Below are 26,235 nucleotides of genomic sequence, written 5' to 3'. Positions count from 1 at the left end.
CATGCATAACAGCCATGCTGCCATCGACCTGCCCTCCCTGCGCAAACAGAAAATCCTGTTGCTGCTGGAGCGCGACGGTAAAGTCACTGCCTCGGAGTTGGTGGAGCATTTCGCCGTTTCCCAGGACACCATTCGCCGCGACCTTGGCGAACTCGCCTCCGCCGGTCTGCTGCAACGCGTGCATGGAGGTGCGCTGCCACGGCCCAAGGACACCGGCAAGGATTTCTTCACCCGGTTTGGCGAAACCACCGCGACCAAACGCCACCTGGCGCAACTCGCCGCCGATCGCGTGGAGGACGGCCAGATCGTGCTGTTCGACTCCGGTACCACCACCCTGCAAATCGCCCAGTCACTACCGCATTCCATCAAGCTGACCGCCGTCACGCACTCACCGATGATTGCCATCGCGTTGTCCGAACATCCCAATGTGACGGTGATCCTTGCCGGTGGCCAACTCAACCCGGTGACCATGGCCGCCAGCGGGCATGAAGCATTGCGGCTGATCCAGGGCATCAAGGCCGACCTGCTGTTCACGGGTGTGTGCGCACTGCATCCACAGGTCGGTATCAGCTCGTTGCACTTCGAGGAAGTGGCGGTGAAACAGGCTATGCTCGACAGCGCCTCCCACGTGGTGGCAGTCACCCTGGCCGACAAGCTGGGCGCCGTGGAGCCATTCGTAGTGGCACCGTGCAGCCGCATTCATACCCTGATTACCGAGTGGCACGTGCCGCCGGGCAGCGTCGAGGCTTATGAATGCCTGGGGCTGGAGGTGATGCAAGTGGATGCCTGAGGGGCAAGCATCGCTTGAAGGGCAAGCGCATCGACCAGCGCATGACCGCTGGCCGTATTATCGAAAATACACCAGGTCGGAATGCCCTCCTCCAGGGAGGCTCTCAATACCTCGGCCAGCGCGCACAAACGCTCGGTTTCGTAAGCGCTGTGATAGATACGCGGCGAACCATGCAGGCGCCAATAACGCACGCCTTGCCAACCTTTCGGTGCATCCCCATCAGCGATCACCGGCGGGTCGGCGGCGACCCGTCCTATCTGGTAATCCTGCAAAAGCCTGTCGGCCTGCACCCAGCTGGCGTGCCGCGGCTCAAGCACCACAGGGCCAGCGAAGCGTTGACGCAAGGCTGTGAAAAAGCCGCCGGCAATGATCGGGTCGTAGCTTAAAGAAGGCGGCAATTGCACCAGCAGGCAGCCCAGGCGGTCGCCCAATTGCAGGCACTGTGCAAGGAACTCATCCAATGCCGTATCGCAGTCCCGCAGACGTAATTCATGGGTGATGTGCCGTGGCAGCTTGACCGAAAAACCAAAGCCCGACGGCACTGACTGCGCCCATCGTGCGTAGGTCTGCGGGCGATGGGGACGGTAGAAGGAGCTGTTGATTTCAACCGCATTCAAGCACGCGGCATAACGTTGCAGATGAGTGCCCTGCCGGGGAAATCTTGGCCATTGCTCACGAGGCAGGCTCCAACCGGCACAACCGAGAAAAATCGGCATCAAAACAACACCGACGCCGCATCCCTCATGAAAATCTCCACCGTCTTCGGCCCGACGCCCTCGAACGCATTCAAGCGTTTTTCAAACTCCCCACGGTCGGCACTGGCATCGTGGATATGGCTGATCCTGCCCGCGTACTCCGCATTCAACTTGCTGCTGAGGTCGAGCAGGCGTTGCGCGGTGCTTTCGTCGTAACGCACGTAATGCGCCTCACCGAGCATGGCCACCAGTTCGCGAGAGGTGCAGTGTTGCAGTTTGCGCGGGGTGTCCCGGCCATGCTTCACCACAATCACCTGATAGGCCTGCGCCGCGATCTGCGCCTGAATGCGCTTGCCCATCAGGAAGCTGGCGACAAACCACTTGAACAGTGCGTTGTCATCACCGGGCTTGAGCTCAATACCCAGTTCCCCGGCGCTGATGGATCGCCCCATGACTGCCTCCGTTCTTCACTGACCCAGCTTGCGCTCGGCCTTGGCGGCTTGCTCGTTGATCTGGTCGGTTTGCCGTTGTGTGTCCTTGATGGACGTCGGCGTGATCACCTTATCAACGGTTTCAGTCTTGGGGTTTGGGCGCTGCAAGGAACTGTCCTTCTCGTCAAGCTGGCGACCTTTCTGCGCCTGTTCGGAGCTGATTGCATTGGGGGTTCTGTCAGTGGTTTTTTCAGTGCCCATGGTGATTCTCCTGCTGTTAAAAGATCAGGCTCCAGCGCGGAGCCGTTATGCAGCAGAGCCCATGATTTTTTGATAGTTCAAGGAAATTGCGTGGGCTGCGGCCCGGAGAAATAAGCGCAAATTAATTTAAACCTTTTGCTCAGGCACCCGCTCAACAGTCAGGTAACGGCATCGCGCCACTCTTCAGGAGAAGCATCATGAAGCACTTGCTGATGAAACAAATGGGACTGACCTTCGCGCTGGCCGCAGGCTCGATGGGTGTGGCCATGGCCGCCACTTCCAATGACTTCGTTGACGCCGCAGCCCAGGGCGGCATCACCGAAGTAGAAGCCGGCAAACTGGCGCTGGAAAAGAGCGGTGCCGCTGATATCAAGGCGTTTGCCCAGCACATGATCACCGACCACACCAAGGCCAACCAGGAGCTGACGGCCCTGGCGACGAAGCTCGACATCAAGGTGCCCGACGATGCCAGCCTCACCGACAAGGCCAAGAAAATGATCCTGGAAATCCGTGAAGAGTCCTTTGACAAGGCTTACGCCGACAACCAGGTAAAGGCCCACGAAGACACCGTGGCCCTGTTCAAAAAAGAAGCCGACTCCTCGGATAACGCCGAACTGAAGGCTTTTGCCGAGAAGACCCTGCCGACTCTCGAAACCCATCTGAAGATGGCCAAGGAGTTGCAGTCCCAGCACGCCAATTAATCATTGACCCACTCAGGAGACACTCGACCATGAGTTCGCAACTGCACGGCAAGAAGATTCTGATCATCACCTCCAACACCGGTATCGAGCGCGACGAGTTGCTCAAGCCGCTGGAAGCCCTGCGTGGTTTCGGCGCCACGGTGACCCACGGTTCCAGCAAAGGTGGCAGCACCCAGACCTTTCTCAAGGACACCGAGAAAGACAGGACGGTAGAGTCCGACGCCAAGCTCTCGGACCTGCACGGCAGTGACTTCGATGCACTGGTCATCCCCGGGGGCACCGTCAATGCCGACACCTTGCGCCAGGACGCCGATGCACTGCGGCTGATCAACGACTTCGTCAAGGCCGGGAAAACCGTAGCCGCCATCTGCCATGGCCCTTGGGCCCTGATTGATGCCGGCGTGATCGGCGGCAAGACCCTCACCTCCTACAAAAGCGTGCGCACTGACCTGGTCAATGCCGGCGCAGCAAACTGGGTGGATACGCAGGTGAAGGAATGCCCGGCCAATGGCTGGACCCTGATAACCTCGCGCACGCCCGACGATTTGCCGGCGTTCAACGAGGCCATTGCCAAGACACTGGCGGCCTGACGCCCGCCAATGCAAACAGGCGCCCTCGGGCGCCTGTTTTTTTTCGATTCTGTCTTAGCCTTTGCCATGCTCAGTGGCATGTGTCGCCCGGTTCACACCCTTGGGTCCAAACAGCGCCCAGAGGATCAGCCCCAACAGCGGCATGAAGATCAGTACCACCAGCCATAAACCCTTGGTCTCCCAGCCACTGCCACTGCGCAGAACGCTGTTGATCGCCCACAGTTCCAGCAGCACCAGAATCACCGCCAAGCCAATCCAGACATATTCGATTTGCATGATTCATCCTCCTGAGGTCGTATGCGTTAGGTCAAGCAACGCGCCCGAGGGTTCATTAAAATTGCAACGGATGGCTCTCGCCCAACGGTTGCGGCACACGGGCCGTAACCTTCTAGACTCAAATGGACACTACCTTTTACCCCTCGGAGGCCCGGGATGACCGAGCACATCATCCACTTTCACTGCCAGATCGATCAGGGCACCACCGAGCGCTTTCGTGATTGCTGCCTGGACGCCATCGAGCAAGGCGCCAGTTCGTTGCTGTTGAACCTGTCGACCACCGGCGGCAGCACCAATTTCGGTTTTACCCTCTACACCTTCCTCAAGTCCCTGCCGGTGCCGTTGTGTGCGATCAATGCGGGCAATATCGAGTCCATGGGCATCATCATGTTCCTGGCGGCAAACCGCCGGATCACCACGCCACACTCGCGCTTCCTGATCCATCCGATGAACTGGTACTTCAACCAGAACTCGGTAGACCACCAGCGCCTGCGGGAATACCTGTCGAGCCTGGACAACGACCTGGCGCGCTACGTGAAAATCTACGAACTGGAAACCGCCAGCGCCGAAACCCACCTGGATATTTTCAAGTGCCTCTCGGCCGAGGAAAAAGTCATCGCCGCTCACGAGTCACTGGCTTACGGGATTGCCCATGAGGTCGAGCAGATCGTGTTTGCCGACGACATCAAGCACTGGAAAGTCAGCGGCGGCTAGGCATTGTTTAATGCATGCAAGCCACCACTCGACCGTGCAACCTGCACGACCAGAGCCGCTTTTTATCGCACATAACCTATTATTTTATAAGCAGATAAATATTTTGTTCAACTTGGTACAACTCATGCTGTAGAGGTCTGCACAGGCGGGCAATTCGACCCGCCCTTTCGCTACCCGTGAGGTGTCACCCATGAATGCCATTGATCTTCTCAAGGCCGACCACGAACGCGTCAAAGCCATCCTGAACCAGCTGAGTGAGTCTACTGAACGCGGCGTCAAAAAGCGCACCGAGCTACTGGCGAAACTGGAAATGGAAATCAGCCTTCACACCCGCCTTGAGGAAGAAATCCTCTATCCGGCTTTTCGCAAGGCTGGGGGCAAGGATCAGGAAATCATGTACCACGAAGCCAAGGAAGAACACCGCACCGTCGACTCCCTCGTACTGCCAGACCTGAAGCAGACCTCACCCTCCACGACCGAGTTTTCCGGGCGAGTCAAAGTGGTCAAGGAACTGTTGGAACACCACATCGAGGAAGAAGAAAGCGAGATGTTCCCGCAGGCCAGGAAGCTGCTGGGCAAGGCATTGCTCGAAGAGCTTGGAGCAGAGATGGAAGCGATGAAAGCCGCGCACAAGAAGGCGCCTGGGGCCAAGCCAATGGCGGCGTGATGTCCATTCGTCGCATGGCTGGAAACTTTTTCAAACTTTGATTTGGCTGGCGGATTCCCAATTAGGCAACACCATTGATTCGCTCATCATTGAGGGTTTTGAAAATGGCTAACAGTGGAAAAACCACCTCAGGCGCTGGTCACAAGGATCAGCAAGAAACCACGCGTAAAAGCGGCGGCCAGGGTTCAGGCGGCAATGTCGCCAATGACCGCGCAAAGGCTTCTGAAGCGGGCAAAAAAGGCGGGGCTCATGGCCACGCCCCAGGCTCCAAGAAGTCTTGATTGAGGCGTCGCCGAAGCCCGGATGTGGTCCGGGCTTCGGTCCCAATCGCCAAGAGGGATTGAGTCATGAAGACCAGCATTTCCCAAAGGATCGTACTCGCCGCCAGCTTGACGCTCGTTCTGTATGCCCCCGCCTACGCAGCCTTCGGCGACAACACCGCCCCCGAGGCACCCGCCTTGAGCGGCAACAGCCCACCCGGTTCGGCGCTGCCACCCGGCACCTATCCCAGCAGCCCTTCAGGGGCCGATAGCAGCGGCAACAAGGGCGCTGAAACCAAAGCACCCGCGCCGTCAAAAAGCGTGAAGAGCATCCGCCACAAAGGCACCTCGACCCAGCATCCCGCCAACAAGAGCGGCAAGAAAACCGTTCCTGCATCGGGAAGTTGAGAAATTAGAGCTCGCTTGGGCCACCGATAAAGTCCAGGCGCAAGTTCAACCACTGCCGAACGATTTCCCGGGACGCTTGCCGGGCATCAACAGCAGAGAAGCCCCGCTCGCGCTGCAACCATTCGCTCGTGACTTGGCGCGCCGGTTCAATGGCCGCCAGCGCCTGCTGGCGTTGCTTGGCGGGCCATTGTTTATCAGCGCCCCAGTTGCGCAGCGTTAATTCAGGATCCTGGGTCTTGCCTGCGGCGCCTGGCTGGAGAAACAGCCGAGGCGACGCGGTGGCCTTGAGGGAAAGCGTGTTCCAGTCGGCGTAGCTGGCAAAGCGGATGGTGCCTTCGTTCTGCGATGCAGTGGACAAAGGCTCGGTAAACGAATCGTCCAGCCGCTTCCAGGCCGGCTGTGCAAACAGATCACCCTGAGGGGCACAAATCGGCGCAAAGCTGTCGCGGGTGGAGCCGTACAACGACCCGAACGACTCATACGCGACCTCACCCTGCCGGCTGAAAACGAAACAGTGCACATACGGGCGTTGGTCGGCGTACATCTCATACTGTTGGCGCTCGATCATCATGCGCAGCAAGGTCAACATCACCCGGTCACGGCTGACAGCAGGATCATTCTGCAGGTCCTGCCAGATCGACCAGGGAAAACTGTCTTCCTTGAGTGCTATGAGAACCTGCTTGCGATTCTCCTCGGCCTCATTCTCCGTCACGCCACTGTCAGGTTCAAAACGCTGCAGGTAGACCAGCCAGGCGGCGGCCAGATCGTTCATCGGGTAGCGCCGAAGCCCTTCAACTGCCTGGGCCGGATGGTACGGAATACTGGCAATGATTGCGTCAAGGGCTGCGGTTTCTTTGTGGGTGATGGTTCCCACCTCGACCACTCTCTGGCTCAGTTGGGATTGCAGGCAGCCGGGCAATTGTTCCGGGGTACCGGCACACGCGTTGCGAGTCTGCAACCACGTGCGCTGGCCACGGCGCAATTCGTCGCGCTGGTCGGGTGCCAGTTTGGCCATTGCCTGGCTGTAGTACAGGCCCAGCGTAGTGTCGAGTTCGCTTAATTCAGGGCTGGCGCAAATAGCCTTTTCCACCGTGGTGGAGGCCTTTTTACAATCAAAGGACGCGCCACTGGCAGGCATCCCCGCGCCCATCAGCACGCCAGTGAGCAACAACATTGGATAGGCAGAATGAATACGGCGGGCCATGGCTTTCCTAGGGTGAGTTCCTTTCAAGGCGCTTATTGTGCCGACGCGATTGCCAATGTCCAGTCTGTCGGCACTGTCCTACGAAGCACTCGCCATGGAAGGGGGATCACTTGCCAGCTCTCGCTCAATCTGTTCGATGCTCGGCAAGCTGGTTTGCAGCTCTGCAGGCAGAGATTCCACCAGTTGATACTCGGCAACACCAATGGGGCGCGAACTGTCACGCAGGGCGTATTCGGCCACTACTTCGTTCTTGCTCTTGCACAGCAGCAGGCCGATGGTGGGGCTGTCCTGTGGGTGCTTGAGCTGGGCATCTACCGCCGCGAGGTAAAAGCCCAGCTGCCCCAGATGGTCGGGTTTGAATTTGCCGGCCTTGAGTTCGATGACCACGTAGCACCTCAGCTTGAGGTGATAAAACAGCAGGTCGACGAAAAACTCCTCGCCTCCCACGTCCAGCAACACCTGCCGACCCACGAAGGCAAAACCGGCGCCCAGCTCCAGCAGAAAATCGGTGACATGTTTGACCAGGGCGTTTTCGATTTCACGTTCCTGCGCGTCAAGGGTCAGGCCGAGGAAGTCGAAACGGTAAGGATCCTTAAGCGATTCGCGAGCCAGGTCGGATTGCGCCTTGGGTAGCAGCCCGTCAAAGTTGCTGACCGCATTGCCGCTGCGCTCCAGCAGGCGACCCTCGATTTGCATCACCAGGATGTTGCGCGACCAGTTGTGCTCGATGGCCTGGGCAATGTACCAGCGACGGGTTTCGGGCCCGGGCAGCCTGTCCAGCAACACCAGGTTATGGCCCCAGGGCAATTGTGCAGCAGCCTGTTGCACAAATTCGGAGTCCGGCCACGCCTCCGCAAATGCGCGCATGTACTTCAGGTTACGCGGCGAGAAACCCTTCATTTCCGGAAACGCCGAACGCAAATCCTGCGCCAGCCGCTCAATCACCTTGCTCCCCCAGCCCTGCCGCGCTTGCCGGGTCAGAATATCCTGGCCGATTTGCCAGTACAGCAACACCAGCTCGCGGTTTACCGCCAGGGTGGCGCGTTGCTGGGCGGAGTGGATTCGCCCCTTGAGGTCGGTCAGCCAGTCGCTGTATCCCTCGGGTGGTGTGGTCAGGCTTTCGGGGGTCTCACGCATTCCTTTTTCCCTCATGGGTTCGGCAGGCGGTCGATGGTAGCGAGGGGACAATCCGGAATGGGCCAGCAGAACGCTTTCGATACAAATCAACGGGAACCGTACCTTCACGCGGATCAAGGGGTGCCCCAACGTGCGTGCTGTGGTCAAATGGCCCAGTCACTTCCATGGTTATTCCCGATCTATGAACGCCACACCCACCGACGACAGCCAGGCATCCACCGGGGACCGCATCCTGTTCCTGCTCAAGACCCGTGGCCCACTGAAAACCACGGACCTGGCTGCGCTGCTGGACATCACCTCCGAAGCCGCCCGCCAGCAAATCCAGAAGTTGCAGGTCGCGGAGTTGATCGTCGGCGTATCAGCCCCCATCTCGGGTGCCGGCCGGCCATCCTTGAAGTGGACCCTGACCGAGACCGCACAGAGTAAATTCCCGGATTCCCATAGCGTGCTGACCTTGCACCTGATCGAGTCCATCGAAGTGATTTTTGGCAGTGAAGGCGTGGAAAAAGTCATCGCCAGCATGGAGGCGACCGCCAAGCACGAATACATCCAGGCCTGCTCCGCCGCATCGAGCTTGCAGGAGAAAGTCGCGATCCTGGTGCAGATTCGTGAGCGCGCCGGGTACATGGCGCAGATGGAGCCGCTGGACGAAGGCTGGCTACTGGTGGAAAACCACTGCCCGATCTGCGTGGCCGCCCGCAAATGCCAGGGTTTCTGCCGCTCGGAGTTGCAGATTTTCCAGGCTGCGCTGGGCGATGAGAATGTGGTGGAACGCTGCGAGCATTTGATCTCTGGGGATCGACGCTGCGCCTACAGCATCCAGCCCCGCCACCCGTAAGAAAGAGGCTGCGATGGGCTGCGCAGCAACCGTAATTCCAGCGCCGCAGTGTCCCGGATACACCAACGGTTCAGGACTCACCATTGCTGCGCAGTCCATCGCAGCCTCAGGCCGAAGTCAGGCCCATTGCAGGTTGAACAGAGCGAACGCCAACAGCGCCCAGATCGCCAGCACCAAGTGCGTCAGTTGCAAGCCCTCCTGGCGAATCCAGTAGCCAAACCACAAGCCACCCAGCAGCATCGCGAAAACGAAAGCCGAGAAGCCGCTGAGGGCGAGATTGAGCCATGGCCGCGCGGCCGAGAGGCCATCACCGAGGACCAACTGGTAGCTGCCGGTCCATGCCGCCACTGCCGCGATCACCTGCAGCGCCAACACAATCAGCAGTGCCAATTGATGCAGGTGGTGGGAACGCACAGCGCGCCTTAACAGGAGTATGTCGATGGCCGGAGCCTGGTGCAGTGGCGCCATGGCCATGGTCGCGCCCACCGCACCGACCGAGCTGCGAAAGGCCTGCAAATTGTTGACCACGGCGAGGGTCAGCCAGACACTCAAACCCAGGGCCTGAGTGATAAGGAACAGCCCTGCGGTACCTCCCGGCAACCATAGCTCGACGCTCATCCAAACCTCCTTGTCTGCTGTAGGGCAAATCAGGCTCTTGGCATATAACCAAGAATACACTTGGATAATACGGTGAGCGCTTTAACTTACACAAGGCAAACTTTTAGATCCGGTAACCGTTGTTGCCCAGTGGATCGAGCGGAACCTCAAGGCACCGGCAACCACCCGCTGAACCTTCCCTGGCTATCCAGCGCGCACCAGGCGAAATCTCCGGGCAGCGGCGGCAAGTTCTGCAGCGGTACGCCGCTGCCCTGCTTCCAGTCCACCACTTGCAGGGATGAACCTTGCCAGGCCAGGACCACGCCCCGGACCTGGCTGGTGTCATCGCTGACCCAACGGGCCGCAGCCGCCGTCATGAATGCTTCGATGGGCTCTTCATCGATCTGCGTGCGATACACCGAACCGAGCAGCCAACGGCACACGTTTACATGGTAGGTCCAGTCCAGGGAGGGACGGTTGCGGTAAGCCCAAGTCATGAAACTGCGAAACAGGTTCAAGCCCTCCGGCGGGTCAAGCTTGAGCAAACCGGGGCAGATGTCGAACAAGGTGTGCCAGTAAGGCAGCAACCGTGCATCCAGGTGGACGAAACAGCGGGCGTTACTCGGGTATTCGACAGACGGTAGCAGCACGTCGCCGCGGGACGGACGGCGCGACGCCTTGCTGACCAGACGGGCAGCGCCGGAAGGCAGGATAGAGCTCATGGAACGCACTCACACTCGTGACGATAGAACGCCTCCTGGTATCAGGAAGCCCGGGGCACACGTCAGAATGCAGGGGAAGCACGAGGGTTGGCCGAAGGCCAGGAATACCGCGGAGGGGCCTTGTTGCGCCGCTCATGGGCCGGGCGCGGCTTTTGCCCCAGGCCCAACAGCCAGGCCAGGCAAAACAGGAAGACGATGCCCAGGGTCACGGCGGAGCACACCGGGCAGGCGAAGAAGTTCGACCAGCTGCTGGCCGTCGGATTGCCCAGGCCGGCATCCGAGGCCGGCGCCTTGGTACCCAGGCTTGAGCAGAACTGACCGCCCAGGCCATTGAGCTCAAGCCCCATCATCTGCCCATGGCCCAAACCGCAGACGAACACATTGAACAGGACGCAAAAATACAGGGTCCAGGCAATGAGTGAACGGTCCGGGCGGGAGAGTTTCATGGCGGCGACTTTACCATTCCCCCTGTAGGAGCTGTCGAGCTTTAGCGAGGCTGCGATGCAGGCGCCACGGTCTTGCAGGAATACCGAGCCGATCCCTTCGCAGCCTCGCTCAAGCTCGACAGCGCCCACATTTGGTCTTGCCCGGCAGGGCCTGTGACAGAACGTCGCAGATTACGCCCAGAGGCCCAGGTTGTTAGAATGCCACGCTCTCCTCGCCTGATTTAACGCTTCGTGGTACCCAGGCGCTTCACAGGATGCACAGTTGATGAGTACGTTATTCACCCGCCGCAAAGTCCTCTCCGGCATGGGATTGCTGGGCCTGGGCCTGCTGGCCGGCTGTGACAACAGCCCGAAACTGAACTTCAAGTACGGCAAGGATCTGAGCGACAAGATCATGGGCCGTACCTTCAAGCTCAAGAACACTGACGGCGAGACCGTCACCTTGAGTTCCTTCCGCGGCTTGATGCCAGTGGTGTTCTTCGGCTTCACCCAGTGCCCGGCCGTGTGCCCGACCACCCTGGCGCGCATGGCCCAGGCGAAAAAACTGATGGGCCGCGACGGCAAGATCATGCAGGTGGTGTTTATCACCCTGGATCCGGAACGCGACACGCCCAAGATACTGGACGCCTACGTCAAGGCCTTCGACCCCAGCTTCCAGGCGCTGTACGGCACCCCGGAAGAAATCGCCGTGGCCGCCAAGGAATTCGGGATCTTTTATGAAAAGATCCCCGCCGGCGACAGCTACACCCTCTCCCACACCGCCACCAGCTTTGTGTTCGACACCCGGGGCACCCTGCGCCTGGGCTTGTCTGCCTCGCTTAACGCCAAAGAGTGCGCAGAAGACCTGCTCACCGTCATGGAGGTCTGCTAATGACTGCCGTTCAACACCTCAAGCGCTTCGCCCTCGGTCTCTCCCTGCTGGGCCTCGCCGCCCACGCCAGTGCACAGGCAGTGGTCACCGACGCCTGGGTACGCGCCTCGGTACCGGGCCAACCGTCCAGCGGTGCGTTCATGACCGTCACCGCCGACAGCGACAGCAAACTGCTCAGCGTGGCGTCGCCGGTCGCCAAGACCGTGCAGATCCATGAGATGACCATGAAGGACGACGTGATGCGCATGGGCCCGGTGGACTCGGTGCCATTGCCCGCCGGCAAGGCCGTCAAGCTCGACCCGGATGGCTATCACGTGATGCTGATCGACCTCACCGCCCAGATCAAGGAAGGCGACCAGGTGCCGCTGACCGTCACCGTGGAAAATGCCAAGGGTGGAAAGCAGTCGATCGAAGTGAAGGCCCAAGCCCGTGCGTTGAATGCGACGGAAACCATGGATCACAGCAAGATGCACTAAAGCGCAGATCAAAATGTGGGAGCGGGCTTGCGTGGGAGCGGGCTTGCTCGCGAACGCGGTGTGACAGTCACCGGATGTATTGACTGATCCACCGCTTTGGCGAGCAAGCCCGCTCCCACATTGGCCCTTCAGTGCCTGAAAAATCGGGCGCCCGCTTCATACTTTTTTCGTCTCGCATCAACACTTTCTATATATTTTCAATCTGCAATACAACTCGTTAGCCTGCGCAAGCCGGACGCGTCTCCCTGTCGCCGTCCGGCCAGATAATTCTAAAAATAAGCAGCAGACAACGGGAATAACAATGAACAAATCCCCCATTACCCTGGGCTTGACTTCGGCCACCCTCGGTTTGACCCTCGCCTTCCCAACCTTTGCCGAAGCTGACTTTTTCAAAGACAGCAAGGCCGACCTCGAATTTCGCAACTTCTACTTCAACAGCGATTACCGCCAGCCCAACGCGAGCCAGTCCAAACGCGATGAGTGGGCCCAAGGGCTGATCCTCAATTACCAGTCGGGTTACACCGAAGGCCTGGTGGGCTTTGGCCTCGATGCCATTGGCCTGCAGGGTTTGAAACTGGACTCAAGCCCCGACCGCCAAAACACCGGCCTGCTTCCCGTGGGCGAGGATGGCGCACCGGACAGCTACAGTCGAATGGGCGCCACCGCCAAGGCGCGGATCTCCAAAAGCGTGCTCAAATTCGGCACGCTGATCCCCAAGCTGCCGACCGTACTGCCCAACGATGGCCGGCTGCTGCCCCAGACCTTTCGCGGCACTCAATTGACCAGCCAGGACATCGCCGGCCTGACCTTCGATGCCGGGCGCCTGACCAGCAACACCCTGCGTAACGACAGCGGCCATGCAGACATCGAAGTCGACGGCAAAGGCATCAAGGGTGCCGTGCCCAGCGATAAATTCGACTTCGCCAGTGCCAGCTACAGCTGGACCAAAACCCTGGTCACCGGCTACCACTACGCCAACCTCGAGAACAACTACAAGCAACACATCTTCAACCTGGTCCATACCCTGCCACTGGGTGACGCGCAGTCGTTCAAGACCGACCTGCGTTACGCCGACTCCAGCAAGGAAGGCAACAGCAACATCGACAACCAGGCCTTCGGTGCCAAGTTCACCTACAGCCTCCACGGCCACTCGTTCGGCGCCGCCTACCAGCGCATGAAAGGCACCACCGGCTTCCCCCACCTGGACGGTACCGACTCCTACCTCGTCAACTACGTGATGATCTCGCCGGACTTCGCCAACCCCGAGGAAAAGTCCTGGCAGGCCCGCTACGACTATGACTTCGCCGCCCTCGGCATCCCCGGCCTGACCTTCATGACCCGCTACCTCAAGGGTGACAACTTCGTGCGTACCCGAACCCTGGAAGGTACCGAGTGGGAGCGCAACACCGATATCGGCTACGTGTTCCAGAGCGGTGCCCTGAAGAACCTTGAAGTGAAATGGCGCAATGGCACGTATCGCAGCAATGGCAGCGGCAGCGATATCGACCAGAACCGCTTTATCGTCAGCTACACCCTGCCCTTGCTGTGATTTTTCCCGGAGCGTTGCACATGAATAGCAGAAAAAGCCTGATCCACCTGGCCGTCGCCTTTGCCCTGTTCAGCAGTTACGGCGCCTACGCCGCCGACACCGGCGCGTTGCCCTGCAAAACCACCGAAGAATGCGCCGCCCAGGCGGCCAAAGTCGGCGCCACGCCGGGCTCCTCGCAAAGCGCCCACAAGGCCAAGGGCGACCCGACCCAAACCCAGTTCGCCTGGTTGAACCGCATCAACAAAGCCTCGATCGTGATGCTCACCGAAGAAGGCATCGTCAAGCCGGACATGGGCCACAAGATCGCCGGCGGCGTGCGCTTTGCCATCGACCAGGCCGACCAGCCCGATGGCAAGCGCCCGGAAGACGTGTTGCAACTGGAAAAAATCATGACCGACAAGATCGGTCCGGAAGCGTCGCTGATCCACTCCGGCCGCAGCCGCCAGGACATGCTCGCCACCTACCGCCTGGCCAAACTGCGCTCCCAGGTGCTGGCCTACAGCGAGGCACTGAACGCCACCCGCCAACGTATCCTGAACATCGCCGACAAGAACATCGACACCCTGGTGCCCGCCTACACCAACGGCGTGCAGGCCATGCCCATCAGCTATGCGCACTACCTGCTGGCGTTCGAAGCCGCATTTGATCGCGACGGCCAACGCATCCGTGAACTCTACACCCGCCTCAACCTGAGCCCGATGGGCACCGCGGTACTGGCGAACTCCGCTTACCCGCTGAACCGCGAACGCCTGGCCGAGTTGCTGGGGTTCGACGGCGTGCGGGAAAACTCCCTGGATTCGAGCCAGGTGTCGACCTACGACATCCCGATCGAGGCGGCGAACCTCGCGGCGTCTTCGGCGATCCGCATCGGCGCGATGATTGGCGATATCCATACCCAGTACCATCAGATCCGCCCCTGGTTGCTGCTGGACGAAGAGTCCACCTACACCAGCAGTGCGATGCCGCAAAAACGCAACCCGGGGTTGTTGATGCGCACCCGGGAATCGGCCTCCGACGTGGTGGGCCTGGCGCAAACCGTGACCTTGCGCGCGCATAACGTCACCACCGGCATGACCGACTACAAGTTTGCGTTCGATTCATTGGGACTGTTCCAGTCCACCGATGACATGTTCAAAAGCATGGATGCCGTGCTCGATGCGCTGCAGATCAACCCGCAGCGAGCGCTGGATGAGCTGGAGTCGGAATGGACCACGTCCATGGAGTTGGCCGACACCCTGGAGCGTCAGTTCAAGGTGCCGTTCCGTATTGGCCACAGCTTCGCCTCGTTGATCGTCACCGAGGCGCGCAGCAATGGCACCACGCCGAAGACCTTCGCGTATGCGGACGCGCAGAAGCTGTACACCCAGGCCGCGGACAAATACAAATGGACGCCGAATACGTTGCCGCTGGATGAGGCCGGTTTCCGTGCTGCGCTGTCGCCGACCACGATGGTCAAGACTCGCAAGGGTACGGGTGGGCCGCAGCCGGAAGAGGTCAAGCGGATGCTGGTGGAGGCGCGCAAGAATCTCGACGCGGACCAGAGTTGGTTGAAGGAGCGTCGTGAGAAGCTGAAAGGTGCTGAAGGCAACCTGGACAAGGCCTTCGACAAGTTGCTCAACGCCAAGGGCTGAAATGCGATCTGAATGTGGGAGCGGGCTTGCTCGCGAAGGCGGTGTATCAGTTAGCAGATTTATTGGCTGACCCACCGCATTCGCGAGCAAGCCCGCTCCCACATTTGACCGCGTTTGGGTCTGGAAAGCATGTTCGGCTCAGTGACTCAGTTCCCGCTTCAACACCTCATGGTCAATCGACTTCTGCCACCCGCATATCGCCAGGCACGCCACGCAATTGCCCAGCACATTGGTCAACGACCGACACTTCATCAGCCGTTCCACTCCCAACAACAAACCCACCCCTTCCAGTGGCACCAGTTGCAGGATGTTCAAGGTAGCAATCAGGGTAAACAGCGCCGAGCCCGCGACACTGGTAGACCCCAGCGAGGTAAACAGGCAGATCACCAGCACCGCCAGCAACTCGGGCACGGCAATCTCCACCCCGGCGAGGTGCGCCAGGAACATAATGGCAGTGGTCAGGTAAAGATTGGTACCGGCCAAGTTGAACGTATACCCGGTGGTCAACACCAGGCGCACTAATTGGCGATCACAGCCCAGCGCCTCAAGTTTGCTGACGCAACCTGGAAGTGCGGCCACTGAAGAGCCGGTGAACGTTACCAACAACAACTCTTCTTTCAAGTAAGCAATTAGCCTACTCAATTTAACGCCGAGCAGGCGGGTAATCGTGGCGAACACTAGAATGACGAACACCGCGCAAACCAGGTAAATAACAACAATGAACTTCAAGAGCGGCAGCACCGAACTTAAACCGTACTTTCCCACCACAAATGCCATCGCCCCAAACGCCGCCAGCGGTGCGAACTTCAGGATAAACCGCAGCAACCAGAACAACCCGGCGACCGCCGCTTCCAGCCAACCGAGGCAGCGGTTTGCGACCTGGCCGCCACGCCCCAGCAGCAGGCCGCACAGCACCGCCACCAGCATCACCTGGAGCACCAGGCTTTGGGTGAAAACCTTGTAAAGACTGGACGAAATCGAGGTCATCGACAGCTCGTGCAACAGCGTTTCGGGCGCGGCAGGCGGTGTCAGATGATCAAAATCCAGGTTAGCCACTGCCGTATGATCCAGGCTGAACAACCACCCCGTCGACATTCCCAACACCAATGCAGCAAGGGACATCAGCTGGAAATACACCACGATCCGCCCCACTACATGCCGATGGTGGGGCTCGCGCTTGATACCTGCGACACCGGTCGACACCAGCACAAACAACAGAAATGGCATCAGTAACCCGACCACTTTTATAAAGGCGTCACTGAGCAGCTTCATCTCGATTGCCACGCCCGGATAAAACAGCCCTACTACCATGCCGAGTGCAATGGCAATCAAAATAGGCAAGGTAGCATTATTGGCAAGTCGGGTTGGCATCAATGCTCCATGGTCTTTTTATTTATTGTTATTGTCGGATCAGGCCACTTTCGGCATATTGGTCGCCAAGGCGCATTCAGGCCACAAATAATAAAGTCTTGTCACGGGATATACCACCATGGAACTTCGGCATTTACGTTATTTCATCATGGTGGCCGAAGAGCGACATTTCACCCGCGCTGCCGCTCGCCTGAACATGCAGCAGCCGCCCCTCAGCCAACAGATACGTGCCCTCGAACAAGAGCTGGGATTCGACCTGTTCAAGCGCCACCCCAAGGGCGTCGACCTGACTGCCGGCGGGCTGGTGTTTCTCGATGAAGCGCGAGTGATCCTCGCCCGCGTCGAGCAAGGTTCCCTCAAGGCGGCTCGCGCTGCCCAGGGTATCGAAGGCACGTTGGTCATTGCCTTCACCAGTTCCGCCGCCGCCCACCCGCTGATCCCGCGAATCATCCGCGCCTACCGCGAGCAATACCCGGGCGTGGAGCTCTCGATCAACGAAGGCAGCGCCCGGGAAGTCACCGAAGACACCATCGAAAAACGCATCGACATCGGCATCCTCCGCGCACCGGTGGGCGACCACCAGAGCCTTACGTTCCACCGATTGCTCAACGAAGAAATGCTGCTGACCCTGCCCGTCGGGCATGCGCTGCTCAAGGGCGCCGAGCCAAAAATCACCATGGCCGACCTCAAGGACGAACGCTTCATCCTGGTCCGCCGCCCCGGCGCGCCGGGGATGTACGCCAACCTGATCAAGGCCTGCCAGAACGCCGGCTTCGAGCCGAAGATTGCCTTTGAAGTGGAGCGCATGCTGACCAACGTCAGCCTGGTGGCCGCCGGCGAAGGCATCTCGGTGGTGCCGGCGTCGATGCGCGACGTGCATCGCGAAAGCGTGGTGTACTGCCGGATCAGCGATGCACGGCCAAGGTTGCTGGCACCGATCACCCTGGTGCGGCGCGCGTTCAATCCGTCGGCGCCGTTGCAGAATTTCATTGGGCTGGCGCGGGAGTTGGCGGGGGTTTATCGCAAGGGTTGAGTCATCGCGTGAAAACTCTCGGTGAGCAGTTCCACTGCCGCGCGGATGCTGTCGCTTTGCCGTGGAACGGCGTACAGGCCGTAGTTGACACTCAAAATAGGCCCATCGCTTTCAGCCAGGGAAATGATGCGCATGGTCTCCGGCCGAATATTCTCCGCCGGCAGCAAGGCCACACCCAATCCGCCCTCCACCGCTGCGGTGATTACGCCAATGTTCGGGCTGGTCACCGTGACCCGAAAATCCCGCCCGGCGTTCAGCAAGGCATCAAACATCAAGCGCCGCCAGACACAGGGTTCGGCATACACGATGACATCCAGCGGCAGCGCCGCATCGATTTCTTCATCAATCGCGCACACCCAGTACAGCTCGACGTTCCAGGCGTGCACAGGGTCGGCGTTGAACGATGAGCTGACGCCAATGGCCACGTCCAGCTCGCCGTCATTCCAACGTTCGGCGAGTGCGTCGCCGTGATCAACAACGACCTCCAGGTGTACATGCGGGCAGGCGCGCCGCAGCCGGCCGAGCGCTGCCGGCAACGCCGATACCGCCACGTCTTCCGAGAGCCCGACGCGCACATTGCCCATCACCGTGCGCTCTTTCAGGCGCGCTGCTACCGTCTCGCCCAAGGCCAGAATGCGCGTCGCGTAGGTGAGCAGCAGTTCGCCTTCGGTAGTGGGCACCACGCCCCGACCTGTTCTGCGCAACAGCCGCTGGCCTAGCAACTCCTCAAGCCGGCGGATTTGTGCGCTTAGGGCCGATTGCGCCCTGCCCGCCTGCTGGGCTGCGCCACTCAGGCTGCCGTGCTGGCATACCGAGATAAAGGTTCGTAGCAGATAGGGTTCAAACGCGTCAGATATCATGTTTGGGTTAACTCTGAATCAACAGCTATCACCCTACCTCGATAGCTTGAGCATGACTACCCTGCTGGAACGTTATCAACCAGGAAGAGCCTCATGACCCAGCTCCAGAACCAACGCATCGTACTGGCCGCCCGCCCCGACGGGCGCCCGCAACCCAGCGATTTTCGCGTGGAGTACAGCGCGATTCCCGAGCCTGCCGAAGGCGAAGTGTTGCTGGAAAACCTCTATCTGTCCCTCGACCCCTACATGCGCTGGCGCATGAGTGCGGCCAAATCCTATGCCGAGCCAGTGGGCATCGGCGAGGTGATGGTGGGCGGCACGGTCGCGCGGATCAAACATTCACGAAACCCGTTGTGGCAAGAGGGCGACATCGTGCTTGCCTATGCCGGCTGGCAGCGATTTGCGCTCTCGGACGGCCTCGATCTGCGGCTTCTGGATCCGGGCATCGCCCACCCCAGCACAGCGCTGGGAGTTCTTGGAATGCCGGGGTTCACCGCGTACTCGGGGTTGCTCACTATTGGCCAACCCAAGCCCGGTGACACCGTGGTAGTGGCGGCGGCGAGTGGCGCAGTGGGCTCGGTGGTCGGCCAGATCGCCCGCATCAAGGGCGCACGCGCGGTGGGTATCGCGGGTGGGCCGGAGAAATGCGCATTCGTGAAAAATGAACTCGGGTTTGATGCCGTCATCGACCATCGCGCGGCGGATTTTGCCCAGCAGTTGGCCGAAGCCTGCCCCAATGGAATTGACGTTTACTTCGAAAATGTCTCGGGGGCGGTTTGGGATGCCGTGAGGCCGCTGCTCAATGACTTTGCGCGGATACCCGTATGTGGGCTGATCGCCCATTACAACGACCGCTCGATGCCTGGGCAACAGGTCGACCGACTGCCGGCGACTATGCACGACATCCTCGCCAAGAGCCTCACAGTGCGCGGCTTTATCCAGACCGAGTTTGTTGACGAGCAGCAGGACGACTTCTTGCAGGAAGCCGCGCAGTGGATTGATCAGGGCAAGCTGAAGTGGCGCGAAGACATTGTCGAGGGCCTGGAGCAAGCGCCTGAGGCGTTTATCGGGCTGCTGGAGGGGCGCAACTTCGGCAAGTTGATTGTGCGACTGGCTTGACGCCTCAATCCACCACGAACAACTTCGCCCCGACGGTAGTCGATGACCGATGCCCCTCCATGTCATTGCCCACCTGATAACTCATCCCGGCAGTCAGCGTGAACTGCCGGCCATCCTCCAGCTCGGTGTGCAGCTCACCTTCCAGGCACAGCAGGATATGCCCGCGCCAACACCAGTGATCAGCCAGGTAACCGGCGCTGTATTCGACCATGCGCACGCGGGTTGAACCGAACTGGCAAGTGCGCCAATACGCACTGCCGGTTTCGCCGGGATGCATCACCGGCTCGAGGGTCGACCAGTCGGTAGTGCCAAAGGGGATTGCGGTCAGGTCCATGGTTTTCTCGGCATTGAATAGGTATGGATGAACCGTATCTATAAGGTGAATGCCGCGATAGAGACAGATCCGCTGCATTTGCGGGATACAGGGCGATGACTCTTGGTATTCTGCCAAGCCTCTTCGCATGGAAGCCCGTCGATGAAGATCGATCCATCCTTTGTTGTGCATGAGACCGAGCACTGGCTGCTCAATCATCACCTGTCATCCGCACTGCCGGGCTACCTGATGCTGGGTGCCAAGGCGCCGGTTGACTCACTGGCCGAGATGCCCGATGCGGCGCTCGCGGAGTTGGGTGGGTTGCTGGCCAAAACCCAGCGGGTCATGGAGGCTCAGTTGAAGCCCAAGTGGCTTTACATCAGCCGGTTCGGGCATATGCCGGGCTTCCCGCTGCACTTTCATTTCATACCGGTGTATGGATGGGTTGAAGCGCTGTTCTGGCAGGATGAGCGCTATCGGGTGTTGCAGAATTTCGGGACGCAGCAGAAGGCTACCGACGGTGCGGAGCTGACGCTTTTTATCTGGCGGGAGTTTGGTGAGAGCCCTACGCCGCCGGTGGTTCAAGGAGCTTCGGTGAGCGAGGTGATCAGGTGTTTGCGTACGGAGTTCAATACCCAGGACGACACATGACCTGTGGCGAGGGAGCTTGCTCCCGCTGGGCTGCGCAGCAGCCCCAAGAAGGTCAGCGAGTTCTTTCAGTCAGATTGCGCTGGCTTTATTGGGGCCGCTTCGCGACCCAGCGGGAGCAAGCTCCCTCGCCACAGCAAGCGCCCTCACCACAGTTTTTCCGTGTCAGCGCAAACGGCGCAGGTGTTTGCGCATAGGAATACAGGCCAACTGCAACCCCGATGGCGAGTGGTAGATCGCCTGCTCATCGCCCACATACCCACACCGTCGATAAAAATCCGCCGCGTTCAACGTCGCGTCCAGGATCACTTCCTCGATCCCCAATTCCTGCGCCAACGCTTCCAGATACGCCAGTATCTGTTTGCCAATCCCGCGTCCGGTAAACCCGGGCAGCACAAACAGCGCACCGATTTCGTTGTTCGCCAGATCCAGCATGCCGGTGGCCACAGGTTCACCGTTTAGGCAGCCCAGGTAAAAATGCTTGTCCATCAGCGTGTCGTAACCGTCCTTGGCTGCGCCTTGCGTCCACAACATCATCTGCTCGGACGTATAGGCGCCGATGCATTGGCTGCGTATGGCGAACAGGCGAATGTCGAGGGCTGCCTGTGCATCTTCCAGCGTGGCGCGTCGTATCTCGAGCATCTGTCCCTCCATGGACGTCAGGCGTTCTCGTCACCCGGTCGGGTAAACGAATAGCGATCAATATCGGTCCTCAGCTGCCAGCCCTGGCCCTGCCAATAACGGGCAGCGCTGTCGTTGGTCTTGAACACATCCAGGTGGCATTTGCGGATGCCCAATTGCGCCAGGCGGGTGAGGCAGCGCTCAACCAACGCGTTCGCAATACCCTGGCGCCGATACGCGGGCAGCACCAGCAAGTGCTGCAAATACCCGCGCCGGCCATCGTGCCCGCACATCACGCACCCAACCAGCCCCCCGTCGACCTCGGCGACGAAACTCATGCCTGGATTGCGCTCCAGGTAACGCTCAGTGGCCTCGCGGGAGTCGGCATCGCGCAGGGAGATGCCAGGCGTTTTCTGCATCAGTTCGAGCACGGCGTCGTAGTCGGCAGTGCTCATTACGCGAATAGTGACCATGGTGTTCAAAGCCCTCTGAGTTCGCGCTGATTTTGCCTGTAGTTGTGCCGGCCGCGCACGCATAAATACACGACCGGATAACCGCTTGAGTCAACGCAGCTGAAACCAGGTGGTTTTCAGCTGCGTGTACTTGTCAAAAGCGTGCAGCGACAAATCACGCCCGAACCCGGATTGCTTGCCACCACCGAACGGCACCGCCACATCCAGGGCGTCGATGGTGTTGACCGACACCGTCCCGGCATTCAGCGCCCGGGCCACGCGGTGCGCACGATTGAGGTCATCACTCCAGACCGAGGCCGCCAGGCCGTAGAGGCTGTCGTTGGCCTGCTGTATCGCCTGCTCTTCCGTGTCGAAAGTGCTGACGGCAAGCACCGGGCCGAACACTTCATCACGGGACAGGGCCATGTCGCGGGTCACACCGGCAAAAATGGTTGGCTGGATGAAGTTTGCTGAACCATTGATGGTCAACTGTTCGCCACCGCACAACAGCCTGGCGCCCTCCCCCTGGGCCTGGCTGATGGCGTGCATGATGCGTGCGGTTTGCTGACTGTCGACGATGGCACCGGCCGCACTGCCGGGGTCCAGCGGATCACCCGGCATCCAGGCGCGCGACTTGGCGATCAGGCGCTCGACGAATTCGTCATGGATGGAGCGTTGCACGTAGAGACGGGAGTTGGCCGAACACACTTCGCCCTGGTTGAAAAAGATGCCGAAGGCGGCCCTCTGCGCTGCAAGGTCCAGGTCCTGGCAGTCCTCGAACACCAGGTTCGGGCTCTTGCCGCCACACTCCAGCCACACCTGTTTCAGGTTGGACTGGGCGGAGTACTGCATGAAGTATTTGCCCACCTGAGTGGAGCCGGTGAACACCAGGCAATCCACGTCGGGGTGCAGCCCCAGGGCCTTGCCGGCACTGTCGCCGAGGCCGGGCACTACATTCAACACACCTTCCGGGACACCGGCTTCCAGGGCAAGCTGGGCCAGGCGCAGGGCAGAAAACGGCGACTGCTCGGCAGGTTTCAAGACCACGCTGTTACCGGCCGCCAACGCCGGCGCGAGTTTCCAGGCGGCCATGTCGAGCGGGAAGTTCCACGGCACCACCGCCGCGATCACCCCCAGTGCTTCACGCGTGATGGTTGCCAACGCGTTGTGAGCGGTGGGCGCGACTTGATCGTAGAGCTTGTCGAGGGCTTCGCCGTACCAGGCAAACACATTGGCGGCGCCGGGCACGTCAACGTTGTAGGCGTCCATCACCGGCTTGCCCATGTTCAGCGAATCGAGCAGCGCCAGTTCCTCGCGGTGGGTCATCAGTAATTCGGAGAGCCTGATCAAAATTTTCTTGCGCTCCACCGGCGGCATCCGTCGCCAGGGGCCGGTCTCGAAGGCCTGGCGTGCGCTGCGCACGGCCAGGTCGACTTCTGCGTCACCGCAGGCTGCAACCCGCGACAGCAACTGCTGGGTCGCAGGGTTAATGGCATCGAAGGTCGCCCCGGATGCCGCATTCACTGAGCGGCCACCGATCAGGGCGGTGTTGATGAACGTCTGGCGGGCAACACGCTGTTGCCAGTAGTTAAGGTCGAACACGTTGTACTCCCAATGAATGGCGATGGATAGACGAGGGGTTCACTCGGCGATCTGCAGTTCCGGCATCTTCACGCGCAGCCCCCGCGTGATGCCCAGCAGGCACAGGAGCCCAAGCCCCATCCAGCACAGGCCGATGGTGAACGACAGGCTGGAAAGGCTGCTCCATAGCCAGATCGTGCTGAGGAACCCAAGCGCCGGCACAACCGCGTACAGCAAGTAGTTCCTGGTGCCGCGCAACTTCTGGTCGACCAGGTAGTGCTTGATCACCGCCAGGTTCACCGCCGAGAACGCAAACAGCGCACCGAAGCTGATCATGTTGGCGACGGTATCCAGCGTGATGAACAAGGCAATCAGCGAGAACAGGCCGACCAGCACGATGGCCGTGGCGGGCACCCGCTTTTTCGTCACCAGCTTGCCGAGCACGCGGGGCAGCGCGCCGTCACGCCCCATGGCGAACAGCACCCGCGACACACTGGCCTGGGAGACCATCGCCGAGGCGAAGCAACCGGCGACATAGGTTGCGGTAAAGGCGGTCACCAGCAGTTCGCCGCCCACCCGGCGCATCACATCCACCGAGGCGGCATCCGGGTCGACGAAGCTGTTCCATTGCGGGAACACCATTTGCGCGAAATACGAAACCAGCAGGAACAGCAGGCCGCCGAACAGCGACACCACCATGATCGCCAACGGGATGGTGCGGCGTGGGTTGGGGGTTTCCTCGGCCATGGTCGACACCGCATCGAAGCCAAGAAACGACAGGCACAGCACCGCGGCGCCCGCCATGATCAGCGGCGCGCTGAAGCCTTCATGGTGGAATGGCGCCAGCAGCGACACGGGTGCGGACTGCTCGCTCAGGGTGTGCACCGACAACGCCACGAACACCACGATGAACACCAACTGAGCGACGATGAGTATCCAGTTGACCCGGGTGATGGACTCGATGCCCACCAGGTTCAGCGTGGTCACCAGGGCAATCGAGCCGAGCACCCACACGGCGGTCGGCACCCCGGGAAAATACTCGGACATGTAGATGCCGATCAGCAAATAGCTGAGCAACGGCAGGAAGATGTAGTCCAGCAACAGGGTCCACCCGGCGATGAAGCCGAAGTAGGCGCCAAACGCCTTGCGGGTGTAAGAGTAGACCGAGCCCGAATAGGGATGCGCCTGGACCATGCGCCCATAGCTGTAGGCCGTCAGCAGCATGGCGGCGAGGGTCAGCATGTAGGCGGTCGGCAAGTGGCCCTTGGTCATTTGGGTTACCAGGCCGTAGGTGGTAAACACTGCCAGCGGCACCATGTACGCCAGGCCGAACAGCACCAGCCCGATAAGACCCAGCGGCTGACGGAAGCGGCGGGACGAGGCGGCTTTGGGTGAGGATTGATGAGCGGGTGTATCGGTCACGTTTGTTATTGTATTCATGGGTGACTCCTGGAAATGGGGGTGCAGGGCGTCGCGGCATTCGATGGCATCGATGCCGTTCAGCGTTGCCTGATGGAGGTTGCGCACCACCCCTCGCCTGGAGTGGCGCGCTGGTCACTTCAGCGTTTTCCCGCGATCCGTGCGGTGCGATCCACGGCGATGCGGGTCTTTTCAACCAGCTCGTCCAGCTCAGTGCGCGTGGCCACCAGTGCCGGTGCCATGATCATGCGGCCCAGCGTCGAGCGAATGATTACGCCCTCTTCGAAACCAAACGTGCGGCACTGCCAGGCCAGGTCGTTTTCGTTCTCGAAGCGCTTGCGGGTGCTCTTGTCTTCAGCGAACTGCAAGGCCGCGAGCAAGCCCGTGCCCTGGATCTCGCCGATCATCGGGTGATTGCCAAACACTTCATGGAGGATTTTTTGCAGGTACGGTCCGGTGTCGTTCTTCACCTGGCGCACGATGCCTTCGTCCCGCAGCGCCTTGAGGTTGGCCAGCGCCACCGCCGCCGCCACCGGGTGCCCGGAATAGGTCAGCCCGTGGGCAAACACGCCGCCGCGCTCCACCAGCGCATCGGCCACGCGCTTGCTCAGCACCAGGCCACCCATCGGCAGGTAACCGGAGGTCAGGCCCTTGGCGATGGACAGGGTGTCGGGCTCGAAACCGAAGTGTTGATGGGCGAACCATTCGCCGGTACGGCCAAAGCCACCAATCACCTCATCGGCACACAGCAGCACATCGTATTGCCGGCAAATGCGCTGGATCTCGGGCCAGTAGCTTTCCGGCGGGAAGATCATGCCGCCCGCGCCCTGGAACGGCTCGGCGATAAACCCGGCGACGTTTTCAGCGCCCAGCTCGAGGATTTTCTCTTCCAGCTGCAAGGCGCAGCGGCGGCCGAACTCGGCAGGCGTCAGCTCGCCGCCATGGGCGTACCAGTAGGGTTCGTCAATGTGTGCCACGTCGGGAATCAGGCCGCCCATCTCGTGCATGAACTTCATGCCGCCCAGGGCAGACGCCGCCAGCGTGGAGCCGTGATAACCATTCCAGCGCCCGATCATGATTTTTTTCTGCGGCTGGCCGACCACTTGCCAGTAACGGCGCACGGTACGGATCAGTACTTCGTTGGCCTCGGAGCCGGAGTTGGTGTAGATCACGTGGCTGTAGTGGCCCGGCAACAGGCTGAAGAGCAACTCCGACAGCTCGATCACCGCCGGGTGGGTGGTGTGGAAGAACATGTTGTAGTACGCCAACTGGTCCATCTGGGCGGCAGCGGCAGCGGTCAAGTCCCTGCGACCGTAACCCAGCTGGGTGCACCACAGGCCCGACATGCCGTCCAGGTAACGCTTGCCTTCGCTGTCCCACAGGTAAAGGCCCTCACCGCGCACCATCACCCGCGGGCCTTCGGCATTCAGCGCTTTTTGATCGACAAATGCATGGATGTGGTGGGCCGCATCCGACTTCTGGTAGTCCTCGGTCAGGCGGTTCAGTTGGGCGGGTACGTTCATGGTATTTCTCTCTTATTAGTAATGACGCAAG

Annotated in this window: 31 protein-coding genes; 14 read left to right on the top strand and 17 right to left on the bottom strand. The window is 60.2% G+C overall.

Translation table 11 applies throughout. From position 1 onward, the window contains the following. The first annotated feature begins 1 nt into the window (after position 1). Complete coding sequence (locus V6607_RS14730) at positions 2–790, top strand: DeoR/GlpR family DNA-binding transcription regulator (protein WP_102368864.1); 789 nt, start codon at positions 2–4, stop codon at positions 788–790. Here V6607_RS14730 and V6607_RS14725 read toward each other — a convergent pair. Genes V6607_RS14725 through V6607_RS14715 form a run of 3 tightly spaced genes read right to left on the bottom strand, consistent with a single transcriptional unit; the run spans position 748 to position 2,177 of the window. After that, the gene (locus V6607_RS14725) at positions 748–1,506 is read right to left on the bottom strand and encodes a DUF72 domain-containing protein (protein ID WP_134326396.1); all 759 of its coding nucleotides are present in this window, start codon (positions 1,504–1,506) and stop codon (positions 748–750) included. The two genes, V6607_RS14730 and V6607_RS14725, sit on opposite strands and share 43 nt — an antisense overlap. Further along, positions 1,506–1,937, bottom strand: coding sequence for a hypothetical protein (locus V6607_RS14720; RefSeq protein WP_003207407.1), 432 nt, complete (start codon positions 1,935–1,937; stop codon positions 1,506–1,508). The genes V6607_RS14725 and V6607_RS14720 overlap by 1 nt, the downstream gene beginning before the upstream one ends. Positions 1,938–1,952: 15 nt before the next feature. Continuing rightward, positions 1,953–2,177: a hypothetical protein gene (locus V6607_RS14715; RefSeq protein WP_134326395.1), complete on the bottom strand. Its 225-nt coding sequence runs from the start codon at positions 2,175–2,177 to the stop codon at positions 1,953–1,955. Positions 2,178–2,374: 197 nt separating this feature from the next. Between V6607_RS14715 and V6607_RS14710 the strand changes: the two genes are divergently transcribed. Both V6607_RS14710 and V6607_RS14705 read left to right on the top strand, forming a co-directional pair. Then, on the top strand, positions 2,375–2,878 hold the full coding sequence (locus V6607_RS14710; protein ID WP_134326394.1) for a DUF4142 domain-containing protein: 504 nt from the start codon (positions 2,375–2,377) through the stop codon (positions 2,876–2,878). Between the two features lie 29 nt (positions 2,879–2,907). Further along, positions 2,908–3,468 carry a type 1 glutamine amidotransferase domain-containing protein gene (locus V6607_RS14705; RefSeq protein WP_003207402.1) on the top strand — a complete coding sequence of 187 codons (561 nt, stop codon included), beginning with the start codon at positions 2,908–2,910 and terminating at the stop codon, positions 3,466–3,468. A gap of 54 nt (positions 3,469–3,522) precedes the next feature. Here the strand turns inward: V6607_RS14705 and V6607_RS14700 are convergent, their stop codons facing one another. Next, positions 3,523–3,744: a PLD nuclease N-terminal domain-containing protein gene (locus tag V6607_RS14700; protein WP_003207401.1), complete on the bottom strand. Its 222-nt coding sequence runs from the start codon at positions 3,742–3,744 to the stop codon at positions 3,523–3,525. A gap of 156 nt (positions 3,745–3,900) precedes the next feature. Between V6607_RS14700 and V6607_RS14695 the strand changes: the two genes are divergently transcribed. The 3 genes from V6607_RS14695 to V6607_RS14685 all read left to right on the top strand — a co-directional run bounded on the left by V6607_RS14695 (position 3,901) and on the right by V6607_RS14685 (position 5,793). Beyond that, positions 3,901–4,458, top strand: coding sequence for an ATP-dependent Clp protease proteolytic subunit (locus tag V6607_RS14695; protein ID WP_102368860.1), 558 nt, complete (start codon positions 3,901–3,903; stop codon positions 4,456–4,458). A 190-nt stretch (positions 4,459–4,648) separates the two neighbouring features. Then, positions 4,649–5,125 carry a hemerythrin domain-containing protein gene (locus tag V6607_RS14690; protein ID WP_008435010.1) on the top strand — a complete coding sequence of 159 codons (477 nt, stop codon included), beginning with the start codon at positions 4,649–4,651 and terminating at the stop codon, positions 5,123–5,125. Positions 5,126–5,472: 347 nt separating this feature from the next. After that, the gene (locus V6607_RS14685) at positions 5,473–5,793 is read left to right on the top strand and encodes a hypothetical protein (RefSeq protein ID WP_102606266.1); all 321 of its coding nucleotides are present in this window, start codon (positions 5,473–5,475) and stop codon (positions 5,791–5,793) included. A gap of 4 nt (positions 5,794–5,797) precedes the next feature. Here V6607_RS14685 and V6607_RS14680 read toward each other — a convergent pair whose 3' ends face one another. Then, the gene (locus V6607_RS14680) at positions 5,798–6,997 is read right to left on the bottom strand and encodes a lysozyme inhibitor LprI family protein (RefSeq protein ID WP_134326393.1); all 1,200 of its coding nucleotides are present in this window, start codon (positions 6,995–6,997) and stop codon (positions 5,798–5,800) included. A 78-nt stretch (positions 6,998–7,075) separates the two neighbouring features. Continuing rightward, complete coding sequence (locus V6607_RS14675; protein ID WP_134326392.1) at positions 7,076–8,134, bottom strand: PDDEXK nuclease domain-containing protein; 1,059 nt, start codon at positions 8,132–8,134, stop codon at positions 7,076–7,078. Positions 8,135–8,315: 181 nt separating this feature from the next. Between V6607_RS14675 and V6607_RS14670 the strand changes: the two genes are divergently transcribed. Next, the gene (locus V6607_RS14670) at positions 8,316–8,972 is read left to right on the top strand and encodes a metalloregulator ArsR/SmtB family transcription factor (protein ID WP_134326391.1); all 657 of its coding nucleotides are present in this window, start codon (positions 8,316–8,318) and stop codon (positions 8,970–8,972) included. A 117-nt stretch (positions 8,973–9,089) separates the two neighbouring features. Here the strand turns inward: V6607_RS14670 and V6607_RS14665 are convergent, their stop codons facing one another. From V6607_RS14665 to V6607_RS14655, 3 genes are all read right to left on the bottom strand, one after another. Next, positions 9,090–9,590 carry a DUF2165 family protein gene (locus tag V6607_RS14665; protein WP_134326390.1) on the bottom strand — a complete coding sequence of 167 codons (501 nt, stop codon included), beginning with the start codon at positions 9,588–9,590 and terminating at the stop codon, positions 9,090–9,092. A 146-nt stretch (positions 9,591–9,736) separates the two neighbouring features. Further along, positions 9,737–10,291 carry a putative natural product biosynthesis protein gene (locus tag V6607_RS14660; RefSeq protein ID WP_134326389.1) on the bottom strand — a complete coding sequence of 185 codons (555 nt, stop codon included), beginning with the start codon at positions 10,289–10,291 and terminating at the stop codon, positions 9,737–9,739. Positions 10,292–10,353: 62 nt separating this feature from the next. Continuing rightward, positions 10,354–10,737, bottom strand: coding sequence for a DUF2946 domain-containing protein (locus V6607_RS14655; protein ID WP_003207359.1), 384 nt, complete (start codon positions 10,735–10,737; stop codon positions 10,354–10,356). A 265-nt stretch (positions 10,738–11,002) separates the two neighbouring features. On the opposite strand from V6607_RS14655, the gene V6607_RS14650 reads away from it, so the two are divergent. The 4 genes from V6607_RS14650 to V6607_RS14635 all read left to right on the top strand — a co-directional run bounded on the left by V6607_RS14650 (position 11,003) and on the right by V6607_RS14635 (position 15,264). Then, the gene (locus tag V6607_RS14650; RefSeq protein ID WP_003207358.1) at positions 11,003–11,608 is read left to right on the top strand and encodes an SCO family protein; all 606 of its coding nucleotides are present in this window, start codon (positions 11,003–11,005) and stop codon (positions 11,606–11,608) included. Then, complete coding sequence (locus V6607_RS14645; RefSeq protein ID WP_134326388.1) at positions 11,608–12,084, top strand: copper chaperone PCu(A)C; 477 nt, start codon at positions 11,608–11,610, stop codon at positions 12,082–12,084. The genes V6607_RS14650 and V6607_RS14645 overlap by 1 nt, the downstream gene beginning before the upstream one ends. 301 nt (positions 12,085–12,385) lie before the next feature. Next, positions 12,386–13,633: an OprD family porin gene (locus V6607_RS14640; protein ID WP_008435327.1), complete on the top strand. Its 1,248-nt coding sequence runs from the start codon at positions 12,386–12,388 to the stop codon at positions 13,631–13,633. A gap of 20 nt (positions 13,634–13,653) precedes the next feature. Continuing rightward, positions 13,654–15,264, top strand: coding sequence for an argininosuccinate lyase (locus V6607_RS14635; protein WP_003207353.1), 1,611 nt, complete (start codon positions 13,654–13,656; stop codon positions 15,262–15,264). A 138-nt stretch (positions 15,265–15,402) separates the two neighbouring features. Here V6607_RS14635 and V6607_RS14630 read toward each other — a convergent pair whose 3' ends face one another. Next, positions 15,403–16,635: a cation:dicarboxylase symporter family transporter gene (locus V6607_RS14630; RefSeq protein ID WP_102606145.1), complete on the bottom strand. Its 1,233-nt coding sequence runs from the start codon at positions 16,633–16,635 to the stop codon at positions 15,403–15,405. Between the two features lie 118 nt (positions 16,636–16,753). Here V6607_RS14630 and V6607_RS14625 point away from each other — a divergent pair, with 118 nt between their 5' ends. Continuing rightward, positions 16,754–17,668, top strand: coding sequence for a LysR family transcriptional regulator (locus V6607_RS14625; protein WP_102368851.1), 915 nt, complete (start codon positions 16,754–16,756; stop codon positions 17,666–17,668). On the opposite strand, the gene V6607_RS14620 is transcribed toward V6607_RS14625, so the two are convergent. After that, positions 17,653–18,528 (bottom strand): LysR family transcriptional regulator, encoded by an 876-nt coding sequence (locus V6607_RS14620; protein WP_134326387.1) that lies wholly within the window; start codon positions 18,526–18,528, stop codon positions 17,653–17,655. The genes V6607_RS14625 and V6607_RS14620 overlap by 16 nt on opposite strands. Positions 18,529–18,621: 93 nt before the next feature. On the opposite strand from V6607_RS14620, the gene V6607_RS14615 reads away from it, so the two are divergent. Then, positions 18,622–19,647, top strand: a complete 1,026-nt coding sequence (locus V6607_RS14615; RefSeq protein WP_338743959.1) for an NADP-dependent oxidoreductase — start codon at positions 18,622–18,624, stop codon at positions 19,645–19,647. Positions 19,648–19,651: 4 nt separating this feature from the next. Here the strand turns inward: V6607_RS14615 and V6607_RS14610 are convergent, their stop codons facing one another. Beyond that, entirely contained in the window at positions 19,652–19,981 is a 330-nt protein-coding gene (locus tag V6607_RS14610) for a DHCW motif cupin fold protein (protein ID WP_003207343.1), read from the bottom strand. A gap of 141 nt (positions 19,982–20,122) precedes the next feature. On the opposite strand from V6607_RS14610, the gene V6607_RS14605 reads away from it, so the two are divergent. Next, positions 20,123–20,611 (top strand): HIT family protein, encoded by a 489-nt coding sequence (locus V6607_RS14605; RefSeq protein WP_003207341.1) that lies wholly within the window; start codon positions 20,123–20,125, stop codon positions 20,609–20,611. Positions 20,612–20,773: 162 nt separating this feature from the next. Here V6607_RS14605 and V6607_RS14600 read toward each other — a convergent pair whose 3' ends face one another. The 5 genes from V6607_RS14600 to V6607_RS14580 all read right to left on the bottom strand — a co-directional run bounded on the left by V6607_RS14600 (position 20,774) and on the right by V6607_RS14580 (position 26,204). After that, positions 20,774–21,250 carry a GNAT family N-acetyltransferase gene (locus V6607_RS14600; RefSeq protein ID WP_134326385.1) on the bottom strand — a complete coding sequence of 159 codons (477 nt, stop codon included), beginning with the start codon at positions 21,248–21,250 and terminating at the stop codon, positions 20,774–20,776. 17 nt (positions 21,251–21,267) lie between these two features. Beyond that, a complete protein-coding gene (locus tag V6607_RS14595; protein ID WP_134326384.1) occupies positions 21,268–21,765 on the bottom strand; it encodes a GNAT family N-acetyltransferase in 498 nt (165 codons plus the stop codon). Positions 21,766–21,792: 27 nt separating this feature from the next. After that, positions 21,793–23,283 carry an aldehyde dehydrogenase gene (locus V6607_RS14590; RefSeq protein ID WP_134326383.1) on the bottom strand — a complete coding sequence of 497 codons (1,491 nt, stop codon included), beginning with the start codon at positions 23,281–23,283 and terminating at the stop codon, positions 21,793–21,795. A gap of 39 nt (positions 23,284–23,322) precedes the next feature. Next, positions 23,323–24,702, bottom strand: a complete 1,380-nt coding sequence (locus V6607_RS14585) for an APC family permease (RefSeq protein ID WP_134326382.1) — start codon at positions 24,700–24,702, stop codon at positions 23,323–23,325. A 119-nt stretch (positions 24,703–24,821) separates the two neighbouring features. Beyond that, a complete protein-coding gene (locus V6607_RS14580; RefSeq protein WP_134326381.1) occupies positions 24,822–26,204 on the bottom strand; it encodes an aspartate aminotransferase family protein in 1,383 nt (460 codons plus the stop codon). Between the last annotated feature and the right edge of the window lie 31 nt (positions 26,205–26,235).

It is taken from the genome of Pseudomonas sp. KK18 (assembly GCF_037094675.1).
GTDB lineage: Bacteria > Pseudomonadota > Gammaproteobacteria > Pseudomonadales > Pseudomonadaceae > Aquipseudomonas.
This window is presented reverse-complemented; position numbering and strand designations above follow the sequence as displayed.